Source organism: Crossiella sp. CA198 (assembly GCF_052078295.1).
Lineage (GTDB): Bacteria > Actinomycetota > Actinomycetes > Mycobacteriales > Pseudonocardiaceae > Crossiella.
The window spans coordinates 385,822-402,410 of record NZ_JBQJIM010000003.1; the positions used below are offsets into that span (position 1 = coordinate 385,822).

12 protein-coding genes are annotated in these 16,589 nt (G+C 71.6%); 1 reads left to right on the plus strand and 11 read right to left on the minus strand.

Going from position 1 to position 16,589, the window contains the following annotated elements; genetic code table 11:
* Positions 1-26: 26 nt before the first annotated feature.
* Entirely contained in the window at positions 27-4,025 is a 3,999-nt protein-coding gene (locus ACTOWY_RS06860; RefSeq protein WP_441308744.1) for a discoidin domain-containing protein, read from the minus strand.
* Between the two features lie 326 nt (positions 4,026-4,351).
* On the opposite strand from ACTOWY_RS06860, the gene ACTOWY_RS06865 reads away from it, so the two are divergent.
* Entirely contained in the window at positions 4,352-5,149 is a 798-nt protein-coding gene (locus ACTOWY_RS06865; RefSeq protein ID WP_441308745.1) for a dienelactone hydrolase family protein, read from the plus strand.
* 55 nt (positions 5,150-5,204) lie between these two features.
* Here ACTOWY_RS06865 and ACTOWY_RS06870 read toward each other — a convergent pair whose 3' ends face one another.
* From ACTOWY_RS06870 to ACTOWY_RS06915, 10 genes are all read right to left on the minus strand, one after another.
* A complete protein-coding gene (locus tag ACTOWY_RS06870; protein ID WP_441308746.1) occupies positions 5,205-5,684 on the minus strand; it encodes a DUF5994 family protein in 480 nt (159 codons plus the stop codon).
* A 141-nt stretch (positions 5,685-5,825) separates the two neighbouring features.
* Entirely contained in the window at positions 5,826-7,364 is a 1,539-nt protein-coding gene (locus tag ACTOWY_RS06875) for a cobyric acid synthase (RefSeq protein ID WP_441308747.1), read from the minus strand.
* Positions 7,361-8,218 carry a type I methionyl aminopeptidase gene (gene map, locus ACTOWY_RS06880; RefSeq protein WP_441308748.1) on the minus strand — a complete coding sequence of 286 codons (858 nt, stop codon included), beginning with the start codon at positions 8,216-8,218 and terminating at the stop codon, positions 7,361-7,363. Before map ends, ACTOWY_RS06875 begins: the two co-directional genes overlap by 4 nt.
* A gap of 82 nt (positions 8,219-8,300) precedes the next feature.
* Complete coding sequence (locus tag ACTOWY_RS06885) at positions 8,301-9,911, minus strand: ABC transporter permease (protein ID WP_441308749.1); 1,611 nt, start codon at positions 9,909-9,911, stop codon at positions 8,301-8,303.
* A complete protein-coding gene (locus tag ACTOWY_RS06890; protein ID WP_441308750.1) occupies positions 9,911-10,825 on the minus strand; it encodes an ATP-binding cassette domain-containing protein in 915 nt (304 codons plus the stop codon). The genes ACTOWY_RS06885 and ACTOWY_RS06890 overlap by 1 nt, the downstream gene beginning before the upstream one ends.
* Positions 10,818-11,459, minus strand: a complete 642-nt coding sequence (locus ACTOWY_RS06895) for a TetR/AcrR family transcriptional regulator (protein ID WP_441308751.1) — start codon at positions 11,457-11,459, stop codon at positions 10,818-10,820. Before ACTOWY_RS06895 ends, ACTOWY_RS06890 begins: the two co-directional genes overlap by 8 nt.
* 153 nt (positions 11,460-11,612) lie before the next feature.
* Positions 11,613-13,457 (minus strand): penicillin-binding transpeptidase domain-containing protein, encoded by a 1,845-nt coding sequence (locus tag ACTOWY_RS06900; protein ID WP_441308752.1) that lies wholly within the window; start codon positions 13,455-13,457, stop codon positions 11,613-11,615.
* 49 nt (positions 13,458-13,506) lie between these two features.
* Positions 13,507-14,178 carry a response regulator gene (locus ACTOWY_RS06905; RefSeq protein ID WP_441308753.1) on the minus strand — a complete coding sequence of 224 codons (672 nt, stop codon included), beginning with the start codon at positions 14,176-14,178 and terminating at the stop codon, positions 13,507-13,509.
* Between the two features lie 28 nt (positions 14,179-14,206).
* On the minus strand, positions 14,207-15,382 hold the full coding sequence (locus ACTOWY_RS06910; protein WP_441308841.1) for a sensor histidine kinase: 1,176 nt from the start codon (positions 15,380-15,382) through the stop codon (positions 14,207-14,209).
* 312 nt (positions 15,383-15,694) lie between these two features.
* Entirely contained in the window at positions 15,695-16,531 is an 837-nt protein-coding gene (locus ACTOWY_RS06915) for a GNAT family N-acetyltransferase (RefSeq protein ID WP_441308754.1), read from the minus strand.
* Positions 16,532-16,589: the final 58 nt, after the last annotated feature.

Consider the following 16,589-nt stretch of genomic DNA (forward strand, 5'->3'; position numbering starts at 1 on the left):
CGGCCGCGCCCGTTCGACTGGGTTGCTCAGTTGCGGTTGATGGTGAAGGTGGAGGTGGTGTTGCGGATGTCGGTGTGGTTGCCGGATAGCCGCAGGTTGGTGAAGGTGACCGAGCCGACCGCCGGACCCTGACCGGGTTCGGGCAGCTCGTTGGCCCACAGGGCGAAGCCGGACTTGGCGTCGAAGGCGTCACCGCTCTTGCGCGCCCCGGAGATGGAGACGTTGGTGAACACCGTGTCGGTGATCGGATTCTCCGGGGAGCTGCCGGTGTACTTGGTCTGGAACATGATCCCGCTGTAGGTCGGGTCGATGATGTCCACATCGGACACCCGGATGTTGCGGAAGACCTTGGAGGCGGAGAACACCCAGATGCCGGGGAAGGTCTGACCGTTCCAGAAGTGGCCGCCAGCCCGGACGATGGAGATGTTCTCGAACCGCGTCGGTCCCGGCCCGAACCCGTTCATCGGATAGCCGAAGTCCAGTGAGGAGATGGTGATTCCCGAGTAGACCAGGGTGTCGGCCACGTAGATGTTGCGGAAGACGTTGTCGTAGCCGCCGTAGACCGCGATGCCGGCCGCCCGCCAGGTCAGCGTGGAGGTCAGGTTCTCGTAGACGTTGTTCTTGATGTCCGCGCCACCGGCGTCGATCGCGGAGAACAACGCGAAGCTGTCGTCGCCGCTGGCCCGGGAATCGTTGTTGACCACGTGGTTGTCGGTGCTGCCGTTGGTCATGTTGATCGCGTCGGCGAACATGTTCCGGATCCGGGAGTTCTTGATGGTGATCCGGTCGGTGTTGGCGCCCCAGTACAGGCACACCATGTGCTCGTTCCAGATGTTGTCGATGACGATGTCGGCGACGTTGCTGAAGTCGAACACCTTGCCGGGACCGTCGATCCGCGAGGTGTAGTTGCCGAGGTAGGCGAAGTTGGCGAAGGAGGAGCCGCCCGCGGTGCCCTCGGCGCGGAAGCCGATATCGGTGTTGTCCTGAGTGGACGGTGCGTGGAACCTGGTGAACCAGGGCCCGGCGCCGGTGACCTTGACCGCCTTGCCGTAGACCTGGAACTTGCTGCTGGTCTGGTAGTCACCGGCGGGCAGGTACACCCCGATCAGGGTGCCGGTGGTGTCCATCCGGACCTTGTCCAGCGCGTTCTGCACGTCCTGGTGGCCGAATCCGGTGGGCACGGCGTACTTGGCCGGGTCCGGGTTGGCGATCGGCGCGACCTGCTCGGTGTTGATGAAGTCGATCGCGTAGCTGGTGCTGTTGCCACTGTCCTTCTGCAGCCTGATCTTGCTGCCGGCCGGGATGGTGCCGCTGAGTTTGAGGTGCGCCTCGTCGTAGATGTGCCGGGGCGCGCCCGCGCCCGGCGAGTTGCCGGGGCTGGCCTCCGCGCCGTAGAGCCAGGAGTACTTGGAGGTCAGGTTCAGCGGCTGGTGCGGCTGGCCGTTGAGGTAGACGTTGAGGGTGGCGTCGATGCCACCGCCACCGGCCGAATCCGGGATGGAGAAGCGCGTGACCAGGGTGTTGGTGGCGGCCCTGGTGGTGAACTCGACGAAGCTGCCGGTGCTGTTGAGGGTGACCGCGCGGCGGCCGGAGGCCTCACCGGCGAGGTCGCCGATGGTGCGGTTCGGGCCGACCACGGCGGCGCCGCCGCCGGTGACCGCGTCTTCGGCCTCGTACATGTCATAGGGCATGTTCGCGCCGCGGCCGACGAACAGGGCCTGGGTGCTGGTGTTGTTGGCGCGCTTGACCGGCAGCTCGTTGGCGTCATCGGCGAGCACGACCCGGACCGAGTGCTGTCCGGCCGCGGACGGCCAGCTGCCCAGGTTCACCGGGGCGGTGGTGCTGCCTGGGGTGATGACGCCGTTGTGCGCGCCGGTGAGCGTGCGCACCACGGTTCCGTTGGCGTCCAGCACGTTCAGCGTGATGCCGTGCGCGCCCGCGGCCGAGGCGATGCTGCCCTGGTTGCGGATGGACACCGCGAAGTTCACCGCGGCGCCCGGGGACGGGTTGTTCGGGGTCCAGCTCACCGCGGCGGCGACCAGGTCCGAGCTGGACACCGGGTTCACTACCAGCTGGCTGGCGTTGGTGTGGCTGTTGTCGGTCTCGTTCTGTTCGAGGACCTTGTTGTCCTCGTCGACCTTGGCGGTCACCGGGTAGCTGCCCGCGTCGCGCGGACCGAGGTCGGCGGTGACGGTGCTGCTCGCGCCCGCGGCCAGTGCGCCGACGGCGGCGGTGCCGACCTTGGTCTCGCCCAGGTAGAGGCCGACGCTGGTGGCGCCCGCGGCGGCGCTGCCCGCGTTGCGCACGGTGGCGCTCAGGCGCACCGGATCGGTTTCCACCGGGGTGGCCGGGGTCCAGGAGCTGCCGGTGACGGTCAGGTTCGGGTTCGGCGCGGGCACGCCGAGCACCTGGAATTCGGCCACCTGACCGGCGGGCGCACCGGTGTTGCCGGTGAAGCGGAGCTGGATGTCCGCGGCCCGGCCGCGGGCCCCGATGGTCACCGTGTTGCCGGCAGCCGGGTCGAAGACGTGCTGGGCGGAGGCGGCGAGCGAGGTGAACGCACCGCCACTTTGGTCCCGGCCAAGGACTTCCAGGGTCTGGGTGCGGCGGCCCCAGGCGGTGCTGGGGTCGAGCTTGAGCACCACCGAGCTGAGGTCGGCGTTGGCGCCCAACGACACGGTGAGTGTGTTCGGGTAGCCGGCGCCGCCCTCCCAGTAGGTGCGCACGTCGTTGTCGTTGGCGTTGCCCGCGACAAAGGTGTGCACGTGCGAGGAGGCGGTGATCGGCTTGCCCTGGGCCAGGTTGGTGCCCGCGTCCGAGCCGGTGCGGGTGACCGTGTTGCTGTTGGGTGAGGCGTTGCCGGCGGCGTCGCGCGCCCGCACGTGGTAGGTGACGGTCGCGTTCACCGGCTGGGTGTCGGTGTAGGTCAGCACGTTCCCGGCCACGCTGCTGCGCAGGGTGTTGTTGGCGTAGATGTCGTAGCCGGTGACGCCCACGTTGTCGGTGGCCGCGGTCCAGGTCAGCCGGATCTGGTCCACGCCGGGCCGGGTGTGCGCGAGCCCGCCGGGCGCGGTGGGGGCCTGGGTGTCGCCGGTGGTGGGGCCGTAGATCTCGAACTCGGCCAGCTGCGCGGCGGGCCAGGCGGTGTTCGCGGTGATCTCCAGCCGCAGGTACCGGGTGGTGGTGGCGTTGAAGGTGATGGTCACCGCGTTCTGTGCCTGCGGGCTGAAGGTGTGCGCCCGGCCGGCGAGCAGTTCGGTGAAGGTGTCGCCGTTCTCGCTGCCGCGCACGGTGAGGGTCTGCGCGCGGGTCTCCCAGTTCGCCGGGAGCTTGAGCACCAGCCGGTTGACGCTGATCGAGGCGCCCAGATCGGCCTGGATCCATTGTGGGAAGGCGTTGTTGACGCTTTCCCAGTAGCTGCCCGGATTGCCGTCGCCCGCGTTGGCCGCGGCGTAGTTCTGGTTCTGGCTGCTCGCGGTGAAGGTGGCCGCCGCCGCGAGGTCCACTGTGGACGGTGTGGCCCGGCGGACCTCGACCTCGGCCAGCTGCGCGGCCCGGTCGCCGGAGTTCGCGCTGACCTCCAGGCGCAGGTAGCGGGTGGTGGTCGCGGGCAGCTCGATGGTCACCGTGTTGCCGGTGGCCGGGTCGAAGGTGTGCGCCCGGGAGGTGAGCAGGGTGTCGAAGCCGACCCCGTCCCTGCTGCCCTGCACGGCCAGTCGCTGGGTGCGTTTCGCCCAGCCCGCGGGCAGTTTCAGCTTGACCTGGTCGATCACCGACGCACCGCCGAGGTCCACCTGGGCCCACTGCGGGAGCGCGGCGCCCGCGCTCTGCCAGTAGGTGCCCTGGTCGCCGTCGGTGAGGGCGCGGGCGGTGTGCGCGGCCTCGGCGCTGCTGGCCGCCACCGGCTGCCGGAGGGCGAGATCCGTTGCGGGGGCGGCGGTGGCCACTACGGGACCACCCAGGATGACCAGGCACAACGTGGTTAACAGGGCGACGGATCGGGACAGGGAACGCTGCACTCTCATTGCGGTCCTCTTGTTTCTCATCCCCACGGCAGGGCAGCCAGGGAGGAGGTCATGCGCGGCGTCGCGCAGGAATTCACGGGACTCTGTACGGAATTACCGGTGCAATGTCAGATTTTTGCGCGGCGGGAGGCAAGAGTTACAGACGGGCTACGGCCGCGTCAACGGCTCGGCAGGGCTTGGTTCTCCGAACGTGACAGCAAACCGCCGAATGGAGCAGCCGGGGTGCCCGCGGTGTGCGCGAACGGCCGCCCCGCCGCTGGTGTACAACCGTGATCAAGCTGGCCAGACTGCGGCCAAGCCGGGTCCGACCACACCGAGGAGTTGCCATGACCGCCGGGGCGCCCGAGACGGACCTGACCGGGTGGCGGCGCGCGCCGTTCACCGCGGCCGGCTCCACCTACGACTGCTTCGAGAAGGGCAGCGGCCCCGGTGTGGTGGTGCTGCCGGAGATCCCCGGCATGACGCCCTCGGTGCTGGGCTTCGCCGATCACCTGGCGGACAACGGGTTCACCGTGCTGATCGTGTCCGCCTTCGGCACGCCGGGCGTGCCGGAGAGCGCCCGCACCGGACTGCCGGTGGCGGCCAAGGCGTGTGTGTCCGCGGAGTTCCGGGCCTTCGCCACCAACGCGAAACGGCCGTTCAGCGACTACCTGCGCGCGGTCGCGCGGGACCTGAACGAGCGCACCCCCGGCCCCGGCGTCGGCGTGATCGGCATGTGCTTCACCGGTGGTTTCGCGCTGGCCGCCGCGGTGGACGAGGTGGTGCTGGCCCCGGTGGGCAGCCAGCCGTCACTGCCGCTGCCGCTGGGGGCCCGGCGCAAGGCGGATCCGGGCATGTCGGAGGCGGAGCTGTCCCGGATCGCGGCGCGCACGGTGGAGTCCGGGCTGTGCCTGATGGGGTTGCGGTTCAGCGCGGACAGGCTGGTGCCGGGCGAGCGGTTCCGGACGTTGACGGACCGGCTGGGCGAGGCGTTCCGGGTGGTGGAACTGGACTCGCGGCCGGGGAACGCGGACGGGTTCACCCGGAACGCGCATTCGGTGCTGACCAGGGAGGTGCGGGAAGGCAACGCCGCGATGGCGGCCAGGGACCAGGTGGTGGCGTTCCTGCACGAGCGGCTGGGCTGACCCGGGGTGGCCCGGCGGGTGCTGAGCACCCCGGGCCGTACCCCCGTCACGGTGGTCAGTCCTGGTCCGCCGGGCCGATCACGCCGAGCAGGCTCGCGGCGCTGTCCCGGTTGTCCGGCCCGGCCGTCAGTTCCAGCACCCGGCGGGCCTCGGGCTCGGCCGTCTCCGGTGGCACCACCAGCAACACGATCCGTTGCCCGGACTGGCCGGTCACCGTGATGGTGCGCGGATCGGGCGAGCGATAGCCCTCCAGCCGCACCGTCCGGCCGCCGACGGTGAGCCGCCGGGGCGCGGGCAGCCAGTGCTCCAGGTGGTAGGTGACCCTGCTGACCGGGCCGAGCCGTTCCCGCAGCGCGGACAGCAGTGCGGGCAGGGCCCGGCCGAGGTCCATGGTGTTCGGCCACCAGCCGCCGTCGAGGAAACCGGGGCTCGCGTCCACCGGCTTCAACTGGACTCGTGGCTCGTGCTGGACGGCGCCGGCTGCGGGGGGCTGGAAGTCCTGGCGTTGCGTGGATCCCGACGTCATGTCGGTCATCCCATCTCCGGCAGCGCTCGGGCGCCGGGTTCGACGTACGCCCGAGGTGTGCTCAGCGAGAACGCTGAATTCGGATTGCCTCCGGTACCCGCACTCTACGCCTGTGGCGGACGGAGCCGGGGTGCTCGCTCGCGTCTTCGGTCAGCAACTGGGTGGTGCGCCGGGTGGGATGGCCGGAAGCCCGCGCGGCGCGCCGGAGTCCAGCAGGCGCCGCACCGCGTCGGTGTCCAGGTGGTCGGCGACCAGGTCGCCCAGCAGGTCCAGCTGGGCGGCGCGGGCGGCGGCGAAATCGGTGTCCGGGGCGGGGGTGAAGCCGGTGCGGCCTGCCTGGGTCGCGGCCCAGCGCAGGAAGGCGCGGCGGAACTCGTCGTTCTCGAACAGGCCATGCCAGTGCGTGCCCGCGACCGGTCCGTGCAGCACGCCCTCCCCCGTGCCGTCGGGCAGGGTGATCAGCGGGGCGAGGCGCTCGGCGCGGCGGGCCGGGCGGCCGTGGTGGATCTCGTAGCCGCGCACCGGGTGCCCGAACGCGGCGCCTGCGGGGTTGGCCAGGGTTTTGTCCTGGTGGAACTCGATGTCCAGGTCGAGCAGGCCGAGGCCGTCCACGGTGCCCGCCCTGGACTCGACCGGATCGTGCAAGGTGGCGGCCAGCATCTGGTAGCCGCCGCAGATGCCGGTGACCGGCAGGCCGGCGGCCGCGTGCCGGGTGATGGCCTCGGCCAGGCCGGTGCGGCGCAGCCAGTCCAGGTCGGCGACGGTGGACTTGGAACCGGGCAGCACGACCAGGTCGGCGTCGGCCAGCCGGGAGGGCTCGGTGACGAAGCGGACCGAGACGCCGGGTTCACCGGCCAGCGCCTCGACGTCGGTGGCGTTGGAGATCCGGGGCAGCCTGGGCACCGCCACCCGCAGCCACTGCTCGCCCACCGGCGCGGCGGGGCGGCCGAGGACGCCGTCGGCGGCGTAGGAGAGCGAGTCCTCGGCGTCCAGCCAGAGTTCCTCCCGCCAGGGCAGCACGCCGTGCACCGGGCGGCCGGTGAGCGCGGTGAGCTGGCGCAGACCCGGGTCCAGCAGGGCGGGGTCGCCGCGGAACTTGTTGATGACGAAGCCGCTGACCAGGGCCTGGTCCGCCGGGTCGAGCAGGGCCAGGGTGCCGAACAGGTGCGCGAAGACGCCGCCGCGGTCGATGTCGCCGACCACCAGCACCGGCAGGTTCGCCGCGCGGGCCAGGCCCATGTTGGCGATGTCGCTGGCGCGCAGGTTGATCTCGGTCGGCGATCCGGCGCCCTCGCAGATCACCGCCTCGTACTCGGCGCGCAGGCCGTCCAGGGTGGCCAGCACGGTGGCGGCCAGGTGTGCCTTGCGCTCGCGGTAGGACAGCGCGGTGACCTCGCCGATCACCTTGCCCAGCAGCACCACCTGCGAACCGCGGTCGCTGCCCGGTTTGAGCAGCACCGGGTTGAACCGCACCGAAGGGGCCAGTCCGGCCGCGGCGGCCTGCACCGCCTGGGCCCGGCCGATCTCGCCGCCGTCGGCGGTGACCACCGAGTTGTTGGACATGTTCTGCGCCTTGAACGGCGCCACCCGCACCCCGTGCCGGGCCAGCCAGCGGCACAGCCCGGCGACGAGCACGCTCTTGCCCGCGTCGGAGGTGGTGCCCGCGATCAGCAGGCCACCGCCGGTCAAGGCAGGGTCAGGATCTCGGCGCCGTCGGTGGTGACCAGCACGGTGTGCTCGAACTGCGCGGTGAACCTCTTGTCCTTGGTGGTCACCGTCCAGCCGTCGGCCCACATGTCGTAGTCGATGGTGCCCAGGGTGATCATCGGCTCGATGGTGAAGGTCATGCCCGGCTCCAGCACGGTGTCCATGCTGGGCTCGTCGTAGTGCAGCACGACCAGGCCGCTGTGGAAGGACCGGCCGATGCCGTGCCCGGTGAAGTCACGCACCACGCCGTAGCCGAACCGGTTGGCGTAGGCCTCGATGACCCGGCCGATCACGTTGATCTGGCGGCCCGGCTTGACCGCCTTGATCGCCCGGTGGGTGGCCTCCCTGGTCCGCTCGACCAGCAGCTGGGCCTCTTCGGCGACGTTGCCTGCCAGGAAGGTGCCGTTGGTGTCGCCGTGCACGCCGCCGATGAACGCGGTGACGTCGACGTTGACGATGTCCCCGTCCTCGATCACCGTGGTGTCCGGGATGCCGTGGCAGATGACCTCGTTCAGCGAGGTGCAGCAGGACTTCGGGTAGTTCCGGTAGCCCAGCGTGGACGGGTAGGCCCCGTTGTCGCAGAGGAACTCGTGCACCACCGCGTCGACCTCGTCCGTGGTCGCGCCCGGCACGCACACCTTGCCCGCCTCGGCCAGCGCCTGCGCCGCGAGCCGCCCGGCCACCCGCATGGCCTCGATGATCTCCGGCGGCTGCACCCACGGATCGGTGTTGCGCTGGGGCGCCGGCTTGTCCACGTACTCGGGACGATCGATGTGGGCTGGCACGGGACGCCGCGGCGAGAGCTGGCCGGGCTTCAGTGGGGCACGGACGGGCATGCCCTCCAGCCTACGACGCCGGGCCGCGCCCGCGGACCGGACCGGCCGGAGATCGGCCCGGTGGCGGGGCGATGTGACGGACTCAACCGAGGGCGAGATCCCGGCGGCGCAGCCCGAGCAGGCCGAGCAGGCCCAGCGCCGCGGCCAGCGCGGTCAGCACCAGCAGCGGCGCCGCCGACACCGCGCCGCCCGGCAGCCGCGGGATGTGCTCGAACACCGAGAGGTCCAGCACCCATTGACTCAGCTTGAGTTCGCCGCCCAGCCAGCCCATCAGCAGACTGGCCAGCAGCACCGCGAACGCGCCGCCCGCCAGCCGCGGCAGGCAGCCGAACAGTGCGAACGCGAGCGCGGCGAACAGCCAGACCGCGGGCAGCTGCACCAGCGCGGCGGTCAACGAGCGAGGCAGCTCGTGGCCGGGTTCGCCGGTGTTGAGCCCGTGCGCCAGGCCGAGCGCGGCGCCGAAGAGGGCCAGCCAGAGCAGCGGGCCGAGCAGGGCGAAGACCAGGTGGCCTGCTGCCCAGCGCAGGCGGTGCACCGGCCCGGCGAGCAGCGGGTCGGCGCGCCCGGAGCGTTCCTCGGCGCGGGCCCGCAGGGCGGTGTGGATGGCCAGCCCGGCCGCGACCACGCCGAGCATGGTCATCAGCCCGGCCTGGTACTGGTCGATGACCGGCCCCGGCCCGCCGATCCGGGCCAGCACCGCACGCGCGGCCGGGGTGCTGTTGTTCATCAGCTCGCCGATGGCCTCGGCGATCGCGCCCAGCCCGAAGCCGACCACCGCGAAGCCCGCGGCCCGGCCGGCCAGTGCCCCGCGGTGCAGCCGCCAGGCCAGCGCGAACGGGGACCGCAGGCCGGTGGCCGCCCCGGCCGGTCCGGTACGCGGCGCGAACAGGCCGCTGCCCAGGTCCCGGCGCTGGGACAGGGCGAGGGCGAGCGCGGTCAACGCGAGCACGGCGAGTGCGAACAGCGCCAGCACCCACCAGCGCTCACCGCTGAACGCGCGCAGCTGTCCAGGCCAGCCGACCGGGGACAGCCAGCTCAGCCAGCCCAGCCCGCCACCGGCGCTCGCGCTGACATCGCCGACGCCGCGCAGCAGGAACGCGCCGCCCAGGATGACGATCCCGATCCCGCGGGCGGCGCCGGCGCCGGTGGTGAGCTGGGCGGTGACCGCGCCGATCGCGGCGAAGACGCAGCCCGCGCCTGCCAGGCCGAGCCCGTAGGCCAGCGATCCGGCCGCGCCCAGCCCCTGGCTGATCATCGCCAGCGCCGACAGCAGGCCGATCGCCAGGCTGGCGGCGCTGGTCAGCAGCAGGGCGGCGATCAGGTTCGCGTGCCGGGACACCACGGTCGCGCCGATCAACTCGCGCAGCCCGGCCTCCTCCTCCGACCGGGTGTGCCGGAGCACGGTGAGCAGGGTGAACAGGCCGATCATCACCGGCAGGAACCCGGCCCGCCAGGCGATCAACTCACCGAGACTGGACCCGTGCAGGGCGCCGTAGGTCACGGTGAACGCGGTGTTGTGCACGCTGGTCTCGGCGTACTCCCGCAATGCTTCCGGGGAGGGGAACGCCGTGGTGAAGGCGGCCACGAACACCACCGGGATCACCGCGGGGAAGAGCACCCACACCGGCAGCAGCAGGCGATCGCGGCGCAGGGCGAGCCGGAGCAGCGGGCCGGCGCCGGTCAGGGTCGTCATCACTTCGCCACCTCGGGCTCGGCGGGGCGCGCCCGGTCGTAGTGCCGGAGGAACAGCTCCTCCAGGGTGGGCGGCTGACAGGTCAGGCCGCGCACGCCGATCGCGGTGAGCGCGCGCAGCACCGGGTCCAGCCCCGCGGTCTCCACGGTGAACCGCACCCGGCTGCCCTCGGCGCGCAGCTCGTGCACACCGGCCAGCCCGGCCAGTCCTTCCGGCGGTCCGGCCAGCTCGGCCTGCACCGAGGTGCGGGTGAGATGCCGCAGGTCGGCCAGGGCGCCGGTCTCCACGGCGCGGCCGTCGCGGATGATGGTGAGCCGGTCGCACAGCGCCTCGACCTCGGTCAGGATGTGGCTGGAGAGCAGCACCGTCCGGTCCCCGCGCCGCTGCTCCTCGCGGATCACCTCGCGGAAGACCTCCTCCATCAGCGGGTCCAGGCCGGAGGTCGGCTCGTCCAGCACCAGCAGCTCGACGTCGGAGGCCAGCGCGGCCACCAGCGCGACCTTCTGCCGGTTGCCCTTGGAGTAGGCGCGGCCCCTGGTGCGCGGATCGAGCTGGAAGCGGTCGAGCAGGTCGGCGCGGCGGCGCCGGTCCAGCCCGCCACGCAGCCTGCCCAGCAGGTCGATGACCTCGCCGCCGGAGAGCGTGGGCCACAGCGTGACGTCACCGGGCACGTAGGCCAGCCGGCGGTGCAGTGCGGTCGCCTCGGCCCACGGATCGCCGCCGAGCAACCTGGCCTGGCCGGCCTCGGCGCGGGTCAGGCCGAGCAGGATGCGGATCGTGGTGCTCTTGCCCGCGCCGTTGGGGCCGAGGAAGCCGTGCACCTCGCCGGTGCGGACCCGCAGGTCGAGCCGGTCGAGCGCGCGGGTCCGGCCGAAGGACTTCACCAGGCCGGTCACCGAGATGGCGTCAGTCACCGTGGCGGCTCCGATCGAGAGCGGCGCGGGCCTGCCTGGCCTCGGCCGGGGTGAGCATGGGACGGGAGTAGATCTCCAGCAGGGTGCGGGCGAGCAGTTCATCGCCCGCCGGGCTGAACACCTCGACACCCAGCCCACGCGAGATCTGCTCGTGCAGGACGGCGACGGACAACGCCATCGCGGTGACGACCACGGCCCGCGGCCGGGCGTCGACCTCGGGCGGATCGGCTCGCCGCGCGTCGCCGTCGACGATCCACTGTTCGCTCAGCGCGACCATCTCGTCGAACACCGCGGTCGCCGCGCCCTCGGCCAGCGCCCGGCCGAGGTAGCGCTGGTAGGGGCCCATGGCGGCGCGCGCGAGGGCGACCTGGTTGACCTCGCCGCCGAACGGGTCGGCCCGGACCTCGTCGTTGAGGCGGCGGATCAGGGCGACGAGGTGCTGGTCGCAGGCTTCGCGCAGGGCTTGTTTGCTGCCGAAGTGGTGCCGGATGAGACCGGAGGAGACGCCAGCGGTCTCGGCGATGCCGCGGATGGTGGCGGCGTCGAAGCCGTGTTCGCCGAACTGCCGCATGGCGGCGTCGCGGATGCGGGCCCGGGCGGTGAGGTCGGCTGGGTCGGGTGTGGCTGAGGACATGGGCTTCCTACTCAACTGAGCAGTTAACTACTCGGATAAGTAGGAAGCTACACGTGCGTGTAGGCAGGCGTCCAGTGTGATTCACGCGGCAGCGGGTGCGAGCCGGCCGCGGGCGATCGCCGGTCCGGGTGGCGGGAAGTGACCTACCGGCGGCTAGCGCACCGCGCCCAGGAACCGGGCCGCCGCGTCCACCGCAGGGCCGGAGGCGCCCGCGTCCACGATCAGCACCGCGAAGGCCAGGTCACCGCGGAAGCCGATGAACCAGCCGTGCGAGTGGGTGCCGTCGCCGAACTGCGCGGTGCCGGTCTTGCCGTGCACCTCGCCGAGCCGGTTCAGCTTCTTCGCGGTGCCGCTGAGGACGACCTCGCGCATCATCGGCCGGAGCTGGTCGGCGATGGCGGGCGGCGGGGCCGGGACGCCGCCGACCACCTTGGTCTCGGTGCCGCGCAGCAGGTTCGGGGTGGGCATCGAGCCGCGGGCCGCGGTGGCCGCGACCAGCGCCATGCCGAACGGGGTGGTGACCACCTTGCCCTGGCCGAAGCCGTCCTCGGCCCGCTCCACCACCGGTTCGGCAGGCGGGACCTTGCCGGTCAGGGTGCGCACCCCGGCCAGGTCGAAGTCCACGCCGACGCCGAACTGCTTGGCCGCGTTGGTCAGCGAGTCGGCGGGCAGTTTGCTGGCCAGTTCGGCGAAGGTGGTGTTGCAGGAGGCGGCGAAGGCCTGGTGCAGCGGCACGTTGCCCAGGTCGAACTCGTCGTTGTTGGGGATCTTGCGGCCCTGCAGGGTCCAGGTGCCGGGGCAGGGCAGCACCGTGTCCGGGGTGGCCGCGCCCGCCTGCAACGCGGCCGCCGCGGTGACCACCTTGAAGGTGGAGCCGGGCGGGTAGTTGCCGGTCAGCGCCAGTGATCCGCCCTTGTCCGCCTCGGCGTTCTGGGCCACCGCGAGCACATCGCCGGTGGAGGGCTGGAAGGCGACCAGCATGGCCTGGTTCTTGATCGGCTCCAGCGCGTCCTCGGCCGCGGCCTGCACGCCGCGGCTCAAGGTCAGGGTGACCGCCTTGGCCGGCTGGGCCTGCTGCTCGTGCAGGGCCTCGACCTCGGTGCCGCCCGCGTTGAGGGTGACCACCCGCCAGCCCGCGGTGCCCTCGACCTGGTCCTCCACCGTCTTGCGCACCCCGGGCAGCACCTGGGAAGCGAACTCCTTGCCCGCGGGGGCCAGCAGTCGCGACTGACTGCTGAAGCGGACCCCTGGCAGGTCGTAGATCGCGCCCTTGACCTGCTGGTAGTCCGCGTCGCGCAGGCTGACCACGGTGTAGGCCTGGCCCTCCGGGACCTTGCTCGCGCCGTCGGTCACGCTCTGCTGGGTGATCGACTTGTCGAAGCGGGACACCGCGGCGGCCAGCGCGCCGGCGGTCTTGGGCAGATCACCGGCGGCCTTGCGGTCCAGCAGCACCGCGACGACCTTCTCCGGGTTGAGCAGCGCGCCGCCGTCCCGGTCCAGGATCGGCGCCAGCTGCGGCTGCTGCTCGCGCAGCGCGAGGGTCTGCTGGGGTTGCAGCTTCGGGTGGATCACGTTGGGCGCCCAGTGCACCCGCCAGGTCTTCTCGGTGCGGCGCAGCTCCAGTTTGCCCTGGTAGGCCCAGCTGCGACCGGCGCCGAGATCCCATTTCACGTCGTAAGTGGCACTCGCCGTGGTCGAGTCGTCCGCGGCTACCAGCGTCTGCTGCACGGTGGTGCTGACCGCGGTCGGCTTCAGCGCGGCGCGCACCCGGTCCAGCAGTTCCTTGGCCGGTTTGGGCTCGTCCGTGCTGTTCGCGGCGGTGGTGGTGTCGCCACCGGCGAAGGCGGACAGGAAGGTCTTGGCCGAGTCCTCGGGTTTGGGTTCGGCGCCGAAGAGGCCGCAACCGGCGACCGGGAGCACGAGGAGGAGCGAGGCGGTGACGCTGACGACACGGAGACCTGCTCGTTCAGGGTCGACCATGCTTCGGTGAGCGGACACGGCGGCCAGTATGCCGCGCACCCGTGTCTGCCCAGGATGAAGCCCGCCCTCAGCGCCGCTGACCTGGAGTGACCAACCCGGTCTCGTAGGCGACCACCACGGCCTGGGCCCGGCTGGACAGGTTGAGCTTGGCCATCGCCCGGTTGAGGTGGGTCTTCACGGTGGCCTCGCTGACCTCGAGTTCCTCGGCGATGCCGCCGTTGGTCAGCCCGCGCCCGACCAGGCGCAGCACCTCGACCTCGCGGCTGGTCAGCGGGGACAGCTCGGGGATCGGCTCCCAGCTCTGGGCGCCGCGGTGGGCGTAGGACTCGACCAGTTTGCGGGTGATGTTGGGCGAGAACAGCATGTCCCCGCCCGCGATGGTGTGGATGGCGGCGAGCAGGCGTTCCGGCGGGGTGTCCTTGAGCAGGAAGCCCGACGCCCCGGCGCGCAGCGCGGCGTAGACGTACTCGTCCAGGTCGAAGGTGGTCAGCACCAGCACCTTCGGCTTGTGCCCTGACTGCTCGGCCAGGATCCGCCCGGTGGCGGCGGCCCCGCTCATCCCCGGCATCCGCAGGTCCATCAGCACCACGTCGGGGGTGGCCGCGGCGGACAGCTCGATCGCCTCCTGGCCGTTGGCCGCCTCGCCGACCACCTGCAGTCCGGGCGCGGCGGTGATCAGGGCGACGAAACCGGCGCGCACCAGCACCTGGTCGTCCACGACGAGGACGGTGGTCGTCACTGCGCACCTCTCCCAGTCGCCCCGGTGGCTACTCCAGCGGCGTGAGCGGCAGTCGCAGCTCCACCTCGAACCCGCCGTGCGCGCGCACGCCAGCGGAGAGGCTACCTTCGTAGAGCCGGGCCCGTTCCCGCATTCCGGCAAGGCCATGGCCCGGCGACCCCGGGGCGGCGGCCGGTGCGCCATCGCCGTCGTCGGTGATCCGCACGGTCAGCTCGCGCGGCCGGTACTCCAGGTGCACGGTGGCCGAGGCGGGCAGGGCGTGCTTGATGACGTTGGTCAGCGATTCCTGCACCACCCGGTAGGCGCACAGGTCCGGGCCGGGCGGCAGCGAGCGGCGCACCCCGGTGACCACCAGTTCGGCCGACACCCCGGCCGCGCGCACCCGTTCGAGGAGGGTCTCGATCTGGTCCAGGCCGGGCTGCGGGTCGAACTCCGGCTCCGGCGCGTCGTCGTCGGCTGGCAGCCGCAGCACGGCCAGCACCCGGCGCATCTCGTCCAGGGCCTCCCGGCTGGTGTCGGCGATGGTGCCCAGCGCGGTGCTCGCGGTGGCCGGGTCGGTGTCGAAGACGTAGCGGGCCAGCCCGGCCTGCACCGAGATCACCGACATGTGGTGCGCGACCACGTCGTGCAGTTCGCGGGCGATGCGCACCCGTTCCTCGGTGACCGCGCGCTGGGCCTGCCGCTCCCGGTCGGCGTGCATCTCCACGGCCAGTTCGGCCAGCTGCCGGTTGCGCTGGGTCAGGCTGTGCCTGCTCGCGCCGAGCAGCCAGGCCACGCTGGCGTGCAACATCCCCTGCAGCAGCGTGACCCAGGAGTCCCTTGCCAGCGCGAGCACCACGACCATCAGCGGGATCACGGTCAGGATCACCGGCACGGACAACCGGGGCTGGCGGTGCACGGCCACCGTGTACAGGGCCAGCCACACCCCGAACGGACTGATCACATCGGGGTACCCGCAGACCACGTAGACCGAGTAGCCGACGCTGGTCAGCAGCAGCACCGGGACCGGGGCGAGCCTGCGGAAGGCGTTGGGCATCACCGACAGCACGACCAGTCCGACGGTGACCTCGGTCAGCGGACCTACGCCGAACGGCGGGTCCCGATGGACCAACAGCAGGGCGACACCGGTGACGGCCGCGGCCACGATCGAGTCGGCGACCTGCGGCTGGAGCGCCAGGGCCCAGCGCATTACCGATCTGATCATGCGCACGGACCAACGGTAGTGCGCGCCGGAGCGTGTCGCGCCGTACTTGCGCATGGCATCCGGCATACCGCAAAAGTTGCAGAACCAGGCCGGGCTACCACCCGAGTTGGTGGGAAAAGTCGGTTGGGAGTGCGACGACCACGCTCCGCACAGGGCATAGCTTGATTGCCGGTGTTCCTGCCGCCTGGGGGTTGGTGGGACCACCAGCTCGGGTAGTCGTCCCGGTCGGGTCGAGTACGGATGGGCCCCGACTCGGAGCCCGGCCGGGACGATTGCCTTCTTTTTTCAGCACAGTTGTGTCATTACAACTGTTCAGAACAGGATCGTGCTGAACTGCCCGACCTGGTTGAAGCCGATTCGCTGGTAGGCCGCGCGAGCCGGGGCGTTGTAGGCGTTGACGTAGAGGCTGGCGATCCGGCCGAGGCCGCGGACCAGCCGGTCGGCCACCGCGGCGGTGCCGGTGGTGCCCAGTCCCCTGCCCCGCTTGTCCGGGTGCACCCAGACACCCTGGATCTGGCCGACCCGCGCGGACATGGCGCCGATCTCGGCCTTGAACACGACCTCGCCGTCCTCGAACCGGGCGAAGGCCCGCCCGCTCGCGACCAGTTCGGCGACCCTGGCCCGGTAGCTCACGCCCCCGTCGTCGGCCCGGGGGTCGATGCCGACCTCTTCGATGAACATGGCCACCGCGGCGGGCAGGTAGCGGTCCAGCTCATCCGGCCGGACCGGGCGCACCAGCGGATCGGGCGCGATCACCGGGGCGCCTGCCATGGCCATCAGCGGCTGGTCCTCGCGCACCTCGCGGGCCGGACCCCACTCCGGGGTCAGCTCCTCCCACAGCGGCATGACCTGCTCGGCCGGTCCGACCAGCGAGGAGCAGCCGCGGCGACGGCGCAGCGCGCGGTCGGCGAAGGCCTTGATCGCGGGTAAGTCACCGGCCAGCGGCACCAGGTTGGCGCCGGAGAAGCAGAGGCCGTCCAGCCTGCCGCCGAAGCCCCAGAGTTCACCGCCCAGCCGCCAGGGATCACAACCGGCGATCTCCACCCGGGAGGCGACCATGCACGCTGCCACGGGGTCGGCGTCGAGGGCAGCCCGTACCGCTCGCAGATCGCGTTCCTCGAGCAGCCGAGCCCCGGCAAGCTTCAGCACCCCGCAAGTCTGCCAAACACAACCGGCGGAGGGCACACCATCACCCAATGGTCGTCAT